At 67.0% G+C, this 17326-nt stretch carries 8 protein-coding genes; 6 read left to right on the top strand and 2 right to left on the bottom strand.

Features of this window, described 5'->3' with window-relative positions; translation table 11 throughout:
• The first annotated feature begins 20 nt into the window (after nucleotides 1-20).
• Together ptsP and nagE are read left to right on the top strand one after the other, a co-directional pair.
• Nucleotides 21-2594 carry a phosphoenolpyruvate--protein phosphotransferase gene (ptsP, locus tag ACI3K3_RS11335; protein WP_404913755.1) on the top strand — a complete coding sequence of 858 codons (2574 nt, stop codon included), beginning with the start codon at nucleotides 21-23 and terminating at the stop codon, nucleotides 2592-2594.
• The gene (nagE, locus tag ACI3K3_RS11330) at nucleotides 2591-4351 is read left to right on the top strand and encodes an N-acetylglucosamine-specific PTS transporter subunit IIBC (protein ID WP_404913753.1); all 1761 of its coding nucleotides are present in this window, start codon (nucleotides 2591-2593) and stop codon (nucleotides 4349-4351) included. The genes ptsP and nagE overlap by 4 nt, the downstream gene beginning before the upstream one ends.
• A 58-nt stretch (nucleotides 4352-4409) precedes the next feature.
• Here nagE and galA read toward each other — a convergent pair whose 3' ends face one another.
• Both galA and ACI3K3_RS11320 read right to left on the bottom strand, forming a co-directional pair.
• The gene (gene galA, locus ACI3K3_RS11325) at nucleotides 4410-7325 is read right to left on the bottom strand and encodes a beta-galactosidase GalA (protein ID WP_404913751.1); all 2916 of its coding nucleotides are present in this window, start codon (nucleotides 7323-7325) and stop codon (nucleotides 4410-4412) included.
• Entirely contained in the window at nucleotides 7322-8062 is a 741-nt protein-coding gene (locus ACI3K3_RS11320; protein ID WP_313437373.1) for a GntR family transcriptional regulator, read from the bottom strand. Before ACI3K3_RS11320 ends, galA begins: the two co-directional genes overlap by 4 nt.
• A 160-nt stretch (nucleotides 8063-8222) precedes the next feature.
• Here ACI3K3_RS11320 and ACI3K3_RS11315 point away from each other — a divergent pair, with 160 nt between their 5' ends.
• From ACI3K3_RS11315 to ACI3K3_RS11300, 4 genes are read left to right on the top strand one after another with little or no spacing between them, the layout of a single operon-like run.
• Nucleotides 8223-10673: a beta-N-acetylhexosaminidase gene (locus tag ACI3K3_RS11315; protein ID WP_404913749.1), complete on the top strand. Its 2451-nt coding sequence runs from the start codon at nucleotides 8223-8225 to the stop codon at nucleotides 10671-10673.
• A 17-nt stretch (nucleotides 10674-10690) separates the two neighbouring features.
• Nucleotides 10691-13270, top strand: a complete 2580-nt coding sequence (locus tag ACI3K3_RS11310; protein ID WP_404913791.1) for a glycosyl hydrolase 2 galactose-binding domain-containing protein — start codon at nucleotides 10691-10693, stop codon at nucleotides 13268-13270.
• Complete coding sequence (locus tag ACI3K3_RS11305; RefSeq protein WP_404913747.1) at nucleotides 13270-15864, top strand: glycoside hydrolase family 3 C-terminal domain-containing protein; 2595 nt, start codon at nucleotides 13270-13272, stop codon at nucleotides 15862-15864. The genes ACI3K3_RS11310 and ACI3K3_RS11305 overlap by 1 nt, the downstream gene beginning before the upstream one ends.
• A complete protein-coding gene (locus ACI3K3_RS11300) occupies nucleotides 15864-17315 on the top strand; it encodes a glycoside hydrolase family 125 protein (RefSeq protein ID WP_404913745.1) in 1452 nt (483 codons plus the stop codon). Before ACI3K3_RS11305 ends, ACI3K3_RS11300 begins: the two co-directional genes overlap by 1 nt.
• Nucleotides 17316-17326: the final 11 nt, after the last annotated feature.

The following is a 17326-nucleotide window of genomic DNA, read 5'->3' as shown; positions in this document are numbered from 1 at the left end:
CTGCCTCCATTTCTTCTTCCATGGCTGCCGAACGAACCATGACGACCACGGAGCCTGCCATCGTCATCGAGGCGCCGCTGGAGGGTTGGCTGGCGCCGCTGACCGAGATTCCCGATCCGGTCTTCGCGGGCGGAATGCTGGGCGACGGCGTGGCGATCGATCCGACCGGCTCGGTTCTTCATGCGCCTTGCGCCGGCACCGTAGCTTCTCTCGCCGCTACCGGCCACGCCGTGACCTTGCGTCTCGAAGGCGGGGCCGAGCTGCTGGTGCATCTGGGTGTCGATACCGTGGCGATGGGCGGTCGCGGCTTTACGCCCCTTGTGACGCAGGGGCAGCATGTGGCGGCGGGCGACCCGCTGGTGCGCTTCGATCTCGACGCCGTGGTCACGAGCGCGGCCAGCGCGATGACCCCTGTGCTCTTGCTGGCCAATGAGGCATGGACGCTGGAATCCAGCCGTGAGCCAGGTCCGATCAAGGTCGGCGACAGGCTGATGACTCTGCGCCGCCTGAACCCGGACGATACCTCTTCAGCCGAAGGACCGGCATCGCCGGAAGAGGAACGGGTGCGCGAAATGGCGGTGCCGCTGCGTCACGGCATTCATGCCCGTCCGGCCGCGCGTTTGCGGCAGGTCGCGACCTCGTTCGATGCCGTGGTGCGGATGGAGATTTCTGGCAAGTCCGCCAGCCTGCGCAGCCCCGTCGGCGTCTTGGCGTTGGGCATCAGGCACGGCGACCGTATCTCGCTCCATGCCCGTGGGACCGAGGCCGATGAAGCGCTCGATGCGCTTGAGGCTCTGATCGCGAGCGGCATGGGTGAACTGGCACATGGGGACGAGCAGGTCGTCTCTCCGCCGGGACGCCCGGCGGTCGCCGCGCCCGTGCAGCGGCGGATTACGGAACTTGGCGCGGATGGAAATCTGCCCGGTGTCGTTGCCGCGCCGGGCGTGGCGGTGGGCCGGGCCGTCCATTATCGGCTCGTCCAGGTGGAGGTGGCCGAAGGATCGGGCGATCCCGCCGTCGAGCGCGCTTTGCTGGATGGGACGCTGGTTCGGCTTCACGCGAAGATTGCGCAGGAAAGCGAAGGCGCACCGGCCCATGCGGCCTCGATACTCGCGGCCCATGCGGTAATGCTGGAGGACGAAGACCTGCTGGCGGCCGCGCATGAGGCTATCGTGAAAGGCGAGAGCGCTGGCGCGGCCTGGCGGCTGGCCATCGGCACGCAAGTCGATCTCCTGCTGCGTTCGGGCGATTCCCGCCTTGTCGAGCGCGTGGACGACATGCGCGATCTCGAACGTCAGGTGCTGGCTGCGCTGATCGGCAGCGATGCCGCCAGCTTCGCGCTGCCGGAATGCGCCGTGCTCGTGGCGGAGGATCTGCTGCCGTCGCAGTTGATGGGGCTGGATCCGGACCGGCTAGCCGCGATCTGTCTCGTAAACGGCGGGCCGACGTCACACGTTGCGATCCTTGCCGCCGGGCTCGGCGTGCCGATGCTGGTAGCGATGGGAACCGCGCTTGACGGCATCGCCGAAGGTACGGTTCTCGTCGTCGATGCCGCCGCCGCTCGCCTGGAAACCGGCGCTTCGCAAGAGCGGATCGACGGCGTTCGCGAACAGCTTGCCATGCAGGCCGCCCGCCGCGCCGCCGCGCTGGAAGCCAGGGGACCGTGCCAGACGGCCGACGGCACGCGGATCGAGGTCTTCGCCAACCTCGGATCGCTGGCTGACGCGCAGCAGGCCATGGCCAACGGCGCGGAAGGCTCCGGGCTATTGCGCAGCGAGTTCCTCTTCGTGGAGCGCGCCCAGGCGCCGAGTGCCGCCGAGCAGCTGGAAACCTATCAGGCCATTGCCGATGTGCTGGAAGGTCGCCCGCTGATCGTGCGCCTGCTCGACATCGGCGGTGACAAGCCCGCGCCGTTTCTGCCGATGGCCCCTGAAGAAAATCCGGCGTTGGGTCTGCGCGGCATCCGCGTCGGGCTGGCCTATCCCGAATTGCTGGAAGCCCAGGTCGAGGCCGTCCTCGGCGTGCGGCCTGTGGGGCAGTGCCGGATCATGGTGCCGATGGTCGCCAGTCTGTCCGAATTGCGCGCGGTGCGGGCGGTGGTGAATAAGGTGGCGACGCGGCTGGGCCTGATCGAGCCGGTGTCGCTCGGCATCATGGTCGAGACACCCGCTGCCGCCGCGACGGCGGACATCCTGGCGCGGGAGGCCGATTTTCTCTCGGTCGGGACCAACGATCTCACCCAATATGCCCTCGCCATGGACCGGGGCAATTCGGCGGTGGCTTCGGCCATCGACGGGCTTCACCCGGCAGTGCTGCGCCTGATCGCGCTGACCTGCGAGGGCGGCGCGCGGCATGGGCGCTGGACCGGGGTCTGCGGCTCACTGGCCTCCGACCCGCTGGCGGTGCCGTTGCTGCTCGGCCTCGGCGTGGCGGAGCTTTCCGCGACGCCCGCGCAGGTGCCGGACATCAAGGCGCTGGTCACAGGCCTGAACATCGAAAAGTGCCGCGCACTGGCCGCGCAGGCGCTGGAATGCACATCGGCGGCGGAAGTACGCGCGCTGGCACGGGAATTTCTGATGGAGCAGGGGGCATGAGGCGGGTTCTCGAAACACTGCAGCCGCTGGGCCGTGCGCTCATGCTGCCGATCGCGGTGCTGCCGGTGGCGGGGCTGCTGCTGCGGCTCGGCCAGCCCGACCTGCTCGACATCGCCCTGCTGAGCGCGGCGGGCGATGCACTGTTCTCGCACCTCGGGCTGCTGTTTTCGATCGGCGTCGCCACCGGCTATGCGCGGGACGGCAACGGGGCCGCCTGTCTTGCGGGCATCGTCTGCTTCCTTGTTGCCACCGAGGGCGCCAAAGTGCTGATGCCGGTGCCGCCGGGTATCGACCCAGCACTGGCGAAAGACGCCTTCACGGCGGCGGTAGCGGCGGCCAAGAGCCAGGCGATCGGGCGGCTGGACGTGCCGATCGGCATCGTCTCGGGGCTTGTCGGCGGCCTCTTCTACAACCGCTTTTCGGCCATGAAGCTGCCGGAATACCTCGCCTTCTTCGGCGGCCGCCGGTTCGTGCCGATCGTTTCCGGGCTGGCCGGACTGGTCATCGCTTGCGTGATCGGCCTGGGTTTCCAGCCGATCGTCACCGGCATCGACGGCGTGAGCCATGGCATTACCGGGCTGGGCGGCTTCGGCCTGTTCCTGTTCGGCCTCATCAACCGGCTGCTGCTGGTGACCGGCCTGCATCACGTCTTCAACAACCTGTTCTGGTTCGTCTTCGGCGATTACGGGGGCGCACATGGGGACATCCGTCGCTTCTTCGCCGGCGACCCCACCGCGGGAAGCTTCATGACCGGCTTCTTCCCGGTCATGATGTTTGGCCTGCCCGCCGCCTGCTTCGCGATGTACCGCGCGGCGCGGCCGGAGCGGCGCAAGGCGGTGGGCGGCATGTTCTTCAGCCTCGCGCTGACTTCGCTGCTGACCGGCGTTACCGAGCCGATCGAGTTCAGCTTCATGTTCCTGGCGCCGGCGCTCTACGCGATCCATGCGGTGCTGACCGGCGCGGCGATGTGGTTGACCGATGCCCTGGGAATGCATCTCGGCTTCGGCTTCTCGGCGGGCCTGTTCGATTATGTGCTGAACTTCGGCACGGCGACGCGCCCGCTGCTGCTGCTGCCGGTGGGCCTGGTCTACTTCGCGGTCTACTATGCGGTCTTCGCTTTCGTGATCCGCAAGCTGGACCTCAAGACTCCCGGACGAGAGGCGGACGATGCCATCGCTTCCTCTTCCTCTTCCTCTTCCTCTTCCTCTGTCCTTGCGCAGTCCGGAGGGGTGGCGGAAGAGACGCGCGGGCACGCCTATCTCGCGGCTCTGGGCGGCGGGGGCAATCTTATTGAAGTCTCCGCCTGCACCACGCGCCTGCGCCTCATCATCGTCGATCATGGCGCGGTGAACGAGGCACGGCTCAAGGCGCTCGGCGCGCGGGGCGTCGTGCGCCCTTCGGACAAGGCGCTACAGGTGATCCTTGGGCCGGTGGCGGATATCGTGTCGATGGAAATCCGCGAGGCCATCGCGGCAGGACCGGCGACGACCGTTTCGCACGCCGCTCCTGTCCCGGCTACCGTGAAGAGCGCGGCGCAAGTGCAGCTTCCGGCAAGCCTCGTTCAGGCGCTTGGCGGTGAAGAGAACGTGCGCGGCGCAATGCGCTATGGCAACCGTCTCCGGGTCGAACTCGCGGATACGGCCGTCCTCGACGAAGGGACGCTCTTGGCCACCGGCGTACGGGCACTGGGCGCAACCGAAGGCGGAGCGGTCCATCTGCTGTTTGCCGCTGCCGATCTCGACAGGATCGCCGCCTGACCCGTTCGATCGGCCACCCCCGCCCCATCGTTGAGCGGGCGGGGGTGGCGCGATTGGATCAACTCGAAACGTAGACCCTGCCGGTCAGCCCGCTCGGCTTGCCCTCCGCGGCCTGAACCAGGACGACAAGCGTCCGCGTGCCGCTGCCTGCAGGGATACTGACGGCCAGAGCGCCCGGCGCCGTTTCGGTCTTCCGGGCGATGAGCTTGCCGTCGAGCCATACTTCCGCCGCGCCGGTGATCTCGGCAAAGTGCAGCGTTCCGCCAGCTGCGGCGATCTTCTTCCATGGCGTGAACCGGGTGCGATAGCTACGCCAGCCACCGGTTCCCGCCGGAACTGCCGCGCCGGAGCGCACAAAGTCCCAGGAGTTGTTGTCGCCGTCGACGGGAGCGAAGGCCGGATCCGGTTTCTGCGCGAACGAGGCCGAGCGGCGCCATTCACTGATCGGCATTTCCGCCGATACGGCCGGAACCTGCGCACGCGGTTCGCGTGGTGCGCGGGCGACGGCAAGGCGCGCGGGGCGCAGGCCCGGAGCACTTGCTTCCAGGGTCAGGCGTCGGCCGCTGGCATCGCCTTCGACGATGACTTGCGCGAGGCCGTTGAACAAGGCGCGCTTGCTTCCCTTTTCGCTCGCATGGTCGTTCGGATTACCGTTGCCGAGGCCGATTATCCGCCCGCCTGCAATCGCGAACTCCACCGGCAGATTCGCGGTGGGCACATGGCGGCCGCGCGGATCCACGCAGTCCACGGTGATCGCCTGTACGTCCTCGCCGTCGCTGGCGAGCGCCTCGCGCGCGGGCGTCAGACGCAGCGAGACCGGCGCGCCGACGGTTTCGTGAACGGCGCTGGCCACGACTTTGCCGTCCCGCAGCGCGAGGGCTTCGATCCGGCCCGGGCGATAGGGCACCTGGAAGGTGTGGCCCATGATCCGGTCGGCGGCGGGCACGCGCTCGATCACTTCGCCGTTCAGGCGCAGCTCGATGGCATCGGCGTTGGTGATCGCGAAGACTTCCAGCGTCTGGCCCTCACGTCCCGGCCAGCTCCAGTGCGGCGCAAGCCAGATCACCGGCGCATCGTCGCGCCAGTGCGCGGAATGGATGCCGAAGGCGGTCTTGGGGAAGCCGCAAAGGTCCATGATGCCGAAGAAGCTGCTGGTCGAGGGCCAGGCATAGGGCGTCGGCTCGCCGTGATAGTCGAAGCCGGTCCAGACGAAGCCGCCGGCCACGAAGGGGCGCTCGGCTATCATCTTCCAGGTATCGCGGTGGGTGGCACCCCAGGATGCCGCTTCCTTGTCGAACGAGGTTATGACCTGCCGGTCCGGAACGGATTCGAAGGCGCCGCGGGTCTCGTAAGCGCTGGTGTCTTCCGAACTGGTGATCGGCTTGTCCGGATGGAGGGCGTGGAACTTGTCGTAGTCGGCCTGGTAGTAGTTGAAGCCCATGACATCGACGACGCTGGAGACGTTTTCCGGGTTGTAGAACGAACCGTTCATCGCCGCCGTTACCGGACGCTGCGCATCGAGCCGGCGTACGGCCTTGCGCATGCGGCGGACCATTTCGACGCCCGCATGGGTGCCCTGCATCGGTTCCTCGTTGAAGACCGACCAGAGTATGATCGAGGGATGGTTGCGGTCTCGCCGCACCATCCATTCAAGCTGCGCCAGATAGTCCGGCGCGGGGTTGAACAGGCGGTTTTCGCCCATGACCAGGAAGCCCAGCCGGTCGCACCAGTCCAGTACCTCCTTGGCCGGGGCATTGTGCGACATGCGAATGGCGTTGCAGCCCATCGCCTTCAGGCGTTGCAGACGCCAGAGCGCCAGCGCATCGGGGATCGCGGTGCCGACACCGGTGTGGTCCTGGTGGATGCACACGCCCTTGAGCTTGGTCTCCACTCCGTTGAGGATCATGCCGCGCGCGGGATCGAAGCTTACGGTGCGGAAGCCGATGAACTGGCGCCGCGTATCGACCACTTTGCCGTCGTGCAGCAGGTCAACCTCGACGCTGTAGAGCACCGGGGTGTCGGGCGACCACAGCTTGACCGCGCCGGGGTTCAATTCCGCCGTGAACTTGCCCTGTTCGAGCGGTGCGACCGCCACGCTGCCAGCAGTGCGGTGGATTTCGCGGCCTTCGGGGTCGAGCAGGCGGGCGGCGATCTCGGCCTGTCCCGTGTCCTCGCCGACGTTCGAGAGGCTGACTTCCACGGGCACGCGCCAGGTGCCGTCGTCCCGATGGACCGGGTCGCAGTAGATGCCGTCCGTTTCGATCGACAGGGCAGGGCGGCTGACCAGCCATGCGTGGCGATAGAGCCCCGCGCCTTCGTACCACCAGCCCTCGCGCGCGGTGGCGTCGACGCGGACGGCGATCCAGTTCACTTCGTCCCCGAAGCGGGCGAAAGGCGTGAGATCGACGATGACGCTGCTGTAGCCCGACCAGGAATGGGCCACTTCGCTGCCGTTCACCCAGATCGTGGCGAGCGTGGCGATGCCGTCGAAATGGAGTTCGAGGCGGTGGCCCTTCTGGCTCTCGTCCAGCCGCAGCAGGCGGCGATACCAGCCGATCCCGCGCGGGCGGTAGCCCTGCGAGACATTGGCGCTTTCGCGCACGTCCTGCGCGATGGCCCAGTCGTGGGGCAGATCGACGGCCTGCCAATCGGAATCGTCGAAGGCAAGCGCCGCCGCGCCGCGTGCGTTGCCTGCCTTGACCGAGAGGTATGTGGCGTTGTGGTCGGCAGGCTCCGGAACCGAAACCTCGCCCTCATGGAAGCGCCACCCGCGTTCGAGCAGGGTGCGTGATGGGTCGGTCTCGGGCAGGCGCGGCGAGGGGCCGGGCAGGGGAGGCGGCATCGGCAACCCGTCCGGCATGCCCGGTCCGAATTTCGGCGTGGTGGCGGCGAGAGTGGAAGTGGAGAGGGCAGGCAGCAAAGTGGCGACGGCACCCGTGGAGGCGCCGCGCAGCAGCAGTTCGCGTCTGTTCATGAACCCTCGATCAGCTCGGCCACGAAGTCGTAGGAATCGCCGCGATAGTAGGAGCGGGTGAATTCGACGATGCGCCCATCGCGCAGGAAGCCGTGGCGCTCGATCAGCAGGCCGGCATGGCCGGATTCCACGCCCAGCATCTTGGCGTGCTCTGTACCGAACGGCACCGCGCGCAGGCGCTGGAGCGCACGGACCGGGCGGTTGCCGCTCTTCTCAAGCGCCGCGTAGAGCGAATCCCCAACGACGTCGAGACTGGCCAGACCGTATCCGGCGATCGTCGAGATTTCGAGCGCGAGCGGCTCGTCGTCGGCATAGCGGATCCGCGTGAAGCGCAGCACGCTGCTACCGGGGGCCAGGCCCAGCGCCATCGATTCCTCGGGATTGACCGCGCCAGTCATGCGCGAGACCCAGACGCTGGAGGCCCGCTTGCCGCGCGCTTCCATGTCCTCGCTGAACGAAGTCAGCTTGGAGAAGCTCTTCTCCACGCGCGAGGCAACGAAAGTGCCCGCGCCACGCCGCCGGGTCAGCAGGCCTTCCTCGACCAGACCGGCGATCGTCTTGCGCACGGTGATGCGTGAAACGTCGTATTCGACCGCGAGATTGCGTTCGGGCGGGATCGCCTCGTTCTGATCGAGCACGCCCTTGGATATCGCGTCGCGAATGATCTGCTGAAGCTGGATGTACAGCGGCGCAGGATTGTCTTCGCGCAAACGACCGATCCGGTCGGAAAATGACATTCGATCCCCCTTCGGTGCATCTTTGGGAATGGCTTTACATTGGGTATGTCGCGCTGACAATCGCCGCAAACGGTCGCCGTTCAAGCTCAATTCGCAGGAAAATAATAAGACCTGTTGCGGGAAAGGATATATTTTGGTTACATTTCCTTTCAAGTAAAACATGGTGAGGGCAGGTATGGGCGCGACGATGACGGCACGGTGCCGACTGGGGGCATGGTTTCGGGTCGGCGCCCTGGCGACCGCTTCGATCCTTCCGGCACTGGTCTGCACGGTCCCGGCCCCTGCCCACGCCCATGCGCAATCTTCAGCTTTGGCGCTCACACCCTGGCCTGCTTCGGTGGAGCAGGGCGGGGGCAAACTATTGGTCGCCAGGGGATCAGCCGTGGCGGTACCGCCGGGCGATGCCGATGCGGCCGATGCGGCAAAGCTCCTGATCGAACATGCGGAACGTGCGAACGGCCTCGTGCTTTCGGCCTCTTCTTCCGCTGGCGCACCCATCCGGTTCGAACGCGATCAGGCGATCTCGGGAGCGGAGGCCTACCGGTTGACGGTGACTTCGAGCGGCGCGGTCATTGCCGCTTCGGGCAAGTCCGGCTTCATCTACGGCGCGATGACGCTGATGCAGCTGTTGACGGCCGATGCGGGTCTGACTGGTAAAGGGGCGGCCAAGAGCGTCTCGATCCCCGTGTTGACCATCCAGGATTCGCCGCGCTTCGCCTGGCGCGGGGTCATGGTAGACCCTTGCCGCCATTTCCAGCCAATCGAGTCCATCTACGCCATCGTCGACCGCATGGTCGAGGTGAAGCTGAACACGCTACACTTCCACCTGTCCGACGATCAGGGCTGGCGCTTCGAGGTCAAGCGCTACCCCGAACTCACCCGCATCGGCGCCTGGCGCAACGGGCCCGACACCGGCCATGGCCCCGGCGAGCGCAACGGCGGGTTCTACACGCAAGAGCAGCTCAAGGCACTCGTCGCCTATGCAGCAGCGCGCGGCATTACCGTAGTGCCCGAGATCGACCTGCCCGGACATGCGCAGGCGCTCGTCGCCGCCTATCCCGAACTGGGCGTGCCGGGGTCTCGGCCCGAAGTGTCGAACGGCTGGGGCATCTTCCCCTGGCTGTTCAACCCGAACGAGGCGGGCATGACGTTCGTACGCAATGTGTTGGACGAACTGATGGAGGTGTTCCCCTCGCAGTATATCCACCTCGGCGGCGACGAGGCGGTAAAGGACCAGTGGGAGCGCTCGCCCGAAGTCCAGTCGCAGATGCGAAAGCTTGGCATCAAGAGCGAGAATGCGATGCAGAGCTGGATGATCGACCAGTTCGGCAACCATCTGGCGAAGCATGGTCGCCGCCTGATCGGCTGGGACGAGATCCTCGACGGCGGATTGCCGGCCTCGGCCTCGGTGATGAGCTGGCGCGGCGAGCGGGGCGCGGTGGATGCGGCCAATGCCGGGCACGACGTGGTGCTCTCGCCCGCGCCCACGCTCTATCTGGACAATCTGGAATCCACCCTTCCGGACGAAGCGCCGGGTCGCATCTCGATCCAGTCGATGGAAACGGTCTATCGCTACGATCCGATGCCCAAGGGGATCGATGCCGCCAGAGCAAAGCATGTCATGGGCCTGCAGGGCAATGCCTGGAGCGAATACATCGTCACGCCCTGGCAGTTGCAGCACAAGCTGTTCCCGCGCGTGGGTGCCATTGCCGAGACGGCATGGTCGCCGCAGGTGGCTGGCACCAAGGACTATGCGGGCTTCCTTGCGCGCCTGACGCCGCAGATCCGGCGCTGGAAGCAGGGCGGTTTCGAAGTGTCCGACAGTGCCTTCGGCGTGGCGTTCACGGCGACGCAGACGCGCGGCGCGGCCCTCGATGCGAAAGCCATCGGCGTGACTTTGGCCAGGCAGGCGCCCTACGGCACCATCCGCTACACGCTGGACGGCAAGGCGCCGGGCGCGAAGTCTGCGGCCTATGCCAAGGCGCTTGCGGTCAAGCCCGGCACGGTTGTGACCGCCGCCAGCTTCGCGCCTGACGGCACGGCGCTCTCTGCGCCGCGTCGCTACGACACCGGGCGTGAAACGCTGCTGACCTCGACGTCCTCGTCCCTCACGGCCTGCCCGCGCGGGTCGCAGGGACTGCGTATCCCGCTGAACGCCGATGCGACGAGCAACGGGCCGGCCTACAACGTGAACATCTTCGATACCTGCCAGGCAGACGATCATGCGCCGCTGGCCCATGCGAAGTCGATCACGGTCTCGGTCGCGCGACTGCCGCGCAACTGGGGCCTCGCGCACGAAGAATCGGCGGTGATCGGGCACTATGCCGTGACGCCGCACGGCGAACTCATCATCAGCGCAAATTGCCGCGCGGCGGAAAAGAACGCCGATCGCAAGCAGAAGGAGCATTCGCCGATGCCGGGCGCCACCGTGCTGGCGACCTTCCCGCTGCCCGATCCCAAGACCGCGCCGCAGCAGTTCACATTCACCGCAGCACTGCCCGACCGTCCCGAACTCGGAGACGAGACGGATGTCTGCTTCCAATTCACATCGCCGCTGTCCGATCCATTCTATGCGGTCGAGAAAATCGTTTACGGGGAGAAGGCGAAGTGAGGTTCGCAAGCAAGGTGATGGCGCTCTGGCTCGCAGGCGTGTCGAGTGCAGTCGTGGCCGCGCCGCCGGCGGTAACGTCGCTGGACAGCGACTGGCAGGCCCGCATCGCGCCTAGCGATGCCGCTGCCGTAAAGGCGCATCCCAAGGCCGCGCGCTGGTTTCGGGCGCAAGTGCCGGGTACCGTCCAGCAGGACCTGATCGCCACCCGGCAGGTGCCCGATCCCTTCCTCGGCACCAACGAGGCGGCAATCCAGTGGGCGGGCCTCACCGATTGGGAACTGCGCCGCTCGCTGGACGTGAGCGCTCAGGCCATGGGCCGCGACAATCTCGATCTCGTGTTCGACGGGCTGGATACCTTCGCCACCGTGTTCATCAACGGCAAGCAGGTGCTCAAGGCCGACAATGGGCACCGGCAGTGGCGCGTCGCCGCCAAGGCTTTCCTGAAGCAAGGCCGAAACGAGATCCTGGTGCGCTTCGCCTCGCCGATCCGCACCTTGCAGCCGATGGTGCTGGCCGAGGCGCACCCGCTGCCGGCCGAGTACGATTCCGCCTTCGGGGACGAACCCAAGGGCAAGCAGACTTCCGCCTATATCCGCAAGGCCAAGTACCACTACGGTTGGGACTGGGGCCCGCGGATCGTCAACCAGGGCATTTCCGGGCCGGTGCGTCTGGAAGCCTGGGACGAAGCGCGGCTCGGCGCCTTCGAGGTCGTGCAGGAAGCGCTCGGCAAGGGCGAGGCACGGCTGGTCGCGAAGTTCCGCGTTGTTGCCGACAAGCCGGGCAAGGCGCAGTTCACCGCGCGGGTCACCGGACCGGACGGGCAAGCGCTGGCCCCCGTCTCGCGGGAGGCCTCGTTCGATGCGGGCGAGAGCGTCGTCACGGTGCCGCTGACCGTTGCCGCGCCGAAGCGCTGGTGGCCGGTCGGCTATGGCGATCAGCCGCTCTACAAGGTCTCGGGCGAGATCGTCTCGGGCGCGGGCGCCGGAGCGAAGGCCGCGCGCAATGTGGGCCTGCGCGAAGTCGAAATCGTGCGCGGAGGCGGGGCTTTCGGCTTCCGCGTCAATGGCGTGACGGTCTTCGCCAAGGGCGCGAACCTCATTCCCTTCGACATGTTCCCCTCGCGCGTCACGGACGCGAAGATGCAGTCGCTGCTGGAGGATTCCCGCGCGGCGAACATGAACATGATCCGCGTCTGGGGCGGCGGCTACTATCTGCCGGACAGCTTCTACGACATGGCGGATCGCATGGGCCTGATGGTCTGGCAGGACTTCATGTTCGGCGGCGCGGTGCCGCCGGCCGACGTGGCCTACCGCGAGAACGTGCGCGTCGAAGCGGAGCAACAGGTCGAACGGCTCGGCTCGCATCCCTCGATCGTGATATGGGCAGGCGGTAACGAAGTGCTCTCCGGCTGGGAGACATGGAGCGACCGCAAGGCGTGGAAGAAAGCCGTCGGTCCCGACGAACACGAGCGCATGGCGACTTCCATGACGGTGCTGTTCGACCGTGTGCTGCGCAAGGCGGTGACCGATCATTCGCCGACCACGCCCTACTGGCCCGGCTCGCCCTCGACCGATTACGAAGGCCCGGTCGATACCGATGCGGCGGGCGACCGTCATTTCTGGGATGTCTGGTCCGGCTCCAAGCCGGTCGAGAACTATACGCTTTCCTGCCCGCGCTTCATGTCGGAATACGGGTTCCAGGCGATGCCGGTCATGGCGACGATCCGCGGGTTCGCCGGTGATGCAGCGCAGGCGCCAGACAGCCCGGTGATGAAGGCGCACCAGAAGTTCCTCGCAGGCGAGGGCAACGAACGCCTGAAATTCTACCTCGACGCAAGGCTGCGCCCGGCGAAGGATCTCGCGGACTTCGTCTATCTCACGCAAGTCAACCAGGCGCAGGCGATCGACATGGCGGCGCGCCATCACCGCGCCTGCGCGCCGGTGACGCTGGGCTCGCTCTACTGGCAGCTCAACGATGTCTGGCCCTCGATCTCGTGGGCGAGCGTGGACTACGACGGGCGCTGGAAATTGCTGCACTATGCCGCGCGGCGCTTCTTCGCGCCGCAGGCGGTGATAGCTGAGCATAAGAGCGGCGCGACCAAGGTCAGCTTCGCTTCGGACGCGACCAGCCCTGTCGCGGCGGAGTGGCGCCTGACCGGCTATGCCATGGACGGCGCAAAGCTGGGCGAAGCGGGCGGGGCGGTGACGCTCGCACCGACGACTGCCACTTCCGTTCCCGATGTGTCGGACGCGCAAGTCTTCGCGAATGCCACGGCAGAGGCGAGCTATGCGGTGGCGGAACTGGTGATCGGCGGCAAGACCGTCTCGCGCCAGATCGTCGAGCGCGGCTTGCCCAAGGCCATGGCCTATCCCGCGCCCGGCCTTTCCGCGAACTGGGACGACAGGGCGGTGACGATCACCGCCAAGGCGCTGGCCCGCGCCGTCATGCTCGATTTCGGCGCGGTGGATGCGCAAGCCTCGGACAACGGCTTCGACCTGCTGCCGGGCGAGAGCGTGCGGATCGAGATCACCTCTAAGGCCGATGCCGCAGCGCTGCGCAAGGCGCTGGTGCTGCGTACCCTGGCGGGAGACAAGTGATGAAGCCGCTGTTCCCGATCACCCTCGCCATGGTTCTGGCGGCGCCGCCGGTTGCGGCCCAGGACCCGTCGGGCGAGGCCGATCCCGCCGTGCTGGCCGCCATCGCCAAGGCCGATCTGGCCGAAAAGGCAGACCAGCTCCAGAGCACCGCCCCCGCCGCCAAGGCCATGGGGCTGCCCGCCTACGACTGGTGGAACGAGGGGCTGCACGGCCTTGCCCGCAACGGTGTCGCCACGGTATTCCCGCAGGCGGTCGGCCTTGCCGCTACTTTCGATCCGGTATTGATGGAGAAAGTCGGCACGGTCGTCTCCACCGAGGCGCGCGCCAAGTTTAACGCCAAGCCCGTGGGTGCCGACCGGCGCATCTACGAGGGCCTGACGATCTGGTCGCCCAACATCAACATCTTCCGCGACCCACGATGGGGGCGAGGCCAGGAGACTTACGGCGAAGATCCGTTCCTCACCGGCTCGCTGGCGGTCGGCTTCATCAAGGGTCTGCAGGGCCCCGACCCGCTGCACCCCCGCGTGATCGCGACGCCCAAGCACCTCGCGGTACACTCCGGCCCCGAAGCGGGGCGTGACAGTTTCGACGTGGACGTCAGCCCGCAGGACCGCGAGGCGACCTATCTGCCCGCCTTCCGCAAGGCCGTGACCGAGGCCAAGCCGCTCTCGCTGATGTGCGCCTACAACTCAACGCACGGCGTGCCGGTCTGCGCCGACGGGGCACTGCTCAACGATACCTTGCGCCGCGACTGGGGCTTCAAGGGCTTCGTCGTTTCCGACTGCGATGCGGTGGCAAACATCTGGATGTTCCACCATTACCGCTATGACGCCGCCGAGGCTTCGGCTGCGGCGATCAAGGCGGGCACCGACTTCGACTGCGGCACGACTTATGCCGCGCTCACCCAGTCGGTCGCGCGCGGGCTGCTCACCGAGGCCGAGGTGGACCGCGCGCTCGCCCGCTCGCTGGAGGCCCGCTACAAGCTGGGCATTGCCTTTGGCGCCAGCAATCCTTGGGCGAAGATCAAGCCTTCCGAAGTGAACACCCCCGCGCACCGCGCTCTTGCGCTCGAAGCCGCGCGCAAGTCGGTGGTCCTGCTCCAGAACGAGAACGGCCGCCTGCCGCTGAAGGCCGGAACCCGCCTCGCCGTGATCGGCACCAATGCCGACGACCTTTCGGTGATCGAGGCCAACTATCACGGCACCGCCGCCGATCCGGTGACGCCGCTGGAAGGCATCCGCCGCCAGTTCGGCGCGGCGAACGTCGCCTATGCGCAAGGTTCGGTCCTGGCCGAGGGTGCGCCCGTCGTGGTGCCGGAAACCGCGCTTGTCGCTGAGGGCAAGCCGGGGCTGCGCGCCGAATATCTCGACATGTCGGGCAAGCGTGTGCTCGTGCGGCAGGATCGCCGCGTGGACTTCAACTTCACCCGCACCGCTCCCAAGGGGCTCGATGCCAAGGGCTTCAAGGTGCGCTGGAGCGGCTCGCTGGTGCCGCCGGGAGCGGGTACCTATCGCCTCGCGCTCGACATTCCGGCCTGCTGGAAGGACTGCACGCGGCATGACGACGTGCGCCTGAGCATCGGCGGCAAGCAGCTCCACACGGGTGTGCTCGGCAAGCAGCGGGTCGAATTCGACGTTACCTTCGATGGCACGGCGCAGCCGATCAGCCTCGAACTCGACCACTACGGCGAGGACGAGGGCCTGCGCCTCATGTGGCTTCCCCCCGCAGATATCCAGCGTGCCGAGGCCGTGAAGGCGGCTTCGCAGGCGGATGCGGTGGTCGCCGTGCTCGGTCTCTCGCCCGATCTCGAAGGCGAGGCGCTTCAGGTCCAGGTGCCCGGCTTCGTCGGCGGCGACCGCAGCGACATCGCCTTGCCGGAACCACAGGCCGAACTGCTCGCGGCGCTCCATGCCACCGGCAAGCCGGTGATCGTCGTGCTGACAAACGGCAGTGCGGTCTCGGTCGATCCGACCATGGCCGATGCCGTGATGACCGCGTGGTATCCGGGGGAAGCGGGCGGCACCGCCATTGCCGAAACGCTTGCCGGGACCAACAACCCCTCGGGCCGTCTGCCGGTGACGTTCTACAAGTCGACCAGCGATCTGCCCGCCTTCGTCGACTATTCGATGAAGGAACGGACCTACCGCTACTTCACGGGCAAGCCGCTCTGGGGCTTCGGCCATGGCCTGAGCTATACGACCTACGGCTATGAAGGCGCCAAGGTTTCCGCGCCCGGTCTGGGCCAGCCCGTCACGGTCACGGCGACCCTGCGCAACCTCGGGACCATGGCGGGCGAGGAAGTGGTGCAGGCCTATGTCGTGCCGCCTGTGATCGAGCCGCGCCCGATCATGACGCAGGGCGTTTTGCAGCGCCAGCTTGCCGCCTTCACCCGCGTTCCATTGGCGGCGGGCAAGTCGCGGGAAGTCTCACTGACGATCGATCCGCGCAGCCTTTCGGTCGTGGACCGCCGGGGCACGCGCCGGGTCGTTCCGGGCAATTATAAAGTGTGGATCGGCGGCGGACAGCCGGGTGACGGCGCGGGCACATGGGTGCAGTTCACCCTGACCGGACAGGCACAGGAGCTGCCGAAGTGATGACCAAGACGAACCTCGACCGCCGCACTACGCTTGCCGGGATGGCAGGCGCGGCCGCGCTGGCCCTTCCGGCCACGGCCCGTGCGGCGAGCATCCCCATGCCGCAAGGTGGAGGCCGCCCGGCCGTTTCGGATCGCCGCTACGTCAGCCGCGCGGTGGAGGCCGAGATCGACCGCGTATCGCGCAAGATCGCCGATCCCAAGCTGCGCGCGATGTTCGTGGGCTGCTATCCCAATACGCTCGACACCACGGTCTACATGGGCGCGGTAGACGGCCGCCCGGACGCTTTTGTCATCACCGGCGACATCCCCTGCCTCTGGCTGCGAGACAGCACGGCGCAAGTGCTGCCCTACCTCCATCTGGTGAACAAGGACCCGGCGCTCACTGCCTTGTTCCGGGGCCTGATCGCCCGCCAGTCGCGCTCGATCCTGATCGATCCTTACGCCAATGCCTTCATGCGCGACCCATCTGCGAAGACGAACCTCTCGTGGGCGCTGAAGGACCAGACCGAAATGAAGCCCGGCGTCGCCGAGCGGAAATGGGAGATCGACTCGCTCTGCTATGCGATGCGGCTCGGCTTCCGCTACTGGCGCCAGACGCGGGACGAGCTGCCCTTCGATGAGACCTGGGCCGAGGCTTCGCGCGCCTGCGTGCGCACCTTGCGCGAACAGCAGCGCAAGGGTTCGCCCGGGCCCTACCGCTTCCTGCGCACCAGCAACCGGCCGACAGAGACCATGCAGCTCGATGGCTGGGGCGCGCCGAGCCGGTCGGTCGGGCTGATCCACTGCGGTTTCCGCCCTTCCGACGATTCCTGCACTTATCCGTTCCTGATCCCGGCCAACTTCTTCGCGGTGACATCGCTGCGCGAGATGGCCAGCGTGGCAGAGCAGGCGCGCGGCGACACGGCGCTCGCTGCCGACGCGCGCGCGCTGGCGGACGAAGTGGAAGCGGCGCTGCGACATTGGGGCACGATGCTGCTGCCGGACGGTCGCCGGGTCTGGGCCTACGAAGTGGACGGCTTCGGCAATGCGATGTTCATGGACGATGCCAATGTCCCATCGTTGCTGGGTCTCGCCTTTCTCGAATGCGTGCCCACTACCGATCCGCTGTGGAAAGCCACGGCAGACGCTTGCTGGTCGGATGCGAACCCCTACTTCTTCCGGGGATCGAAGATCGAGGGCATCGGCGGGCCGCATGTGGGGCTGGGGCAGGTCTGGCCGATGAGCCTGATCGTGCGCGCGCTGTCGAGCAGCGACCCGCAGGTGATCCGCGCCATGCTGCGCATGCTGCGCGATAGCGACGGGGGCACCGGCTTCATCCACGAGGCGGTGGACAGCAACGACCCTTCCAAATTCACGCGCGACTGGTTCGCCTGGGCCAATGGCCTCTTCGGCGAACTCCTGGTCAAGCTGGCCGATACCCGGCCCGAACTGCTCTCCGCGCCGCTCTGACGCGCACGCGT

This window comes from Novosphingobium sp. ZW T3_23 (genome assembly GCF_044987305.1).
In the GTDB taxonomy this organism is placed as follows: domain Bacteria; phylum Pseudomonadota; class Alphaproteobacteria; order Sphingomonadales; family Sphingomonadaceae; genus Novosphingobium.
The sequence above is the reverse complement of the archived record's forward strand: the minus strand, read 5'-3'. Positions and strand labels throughout refer to the sequence as shown.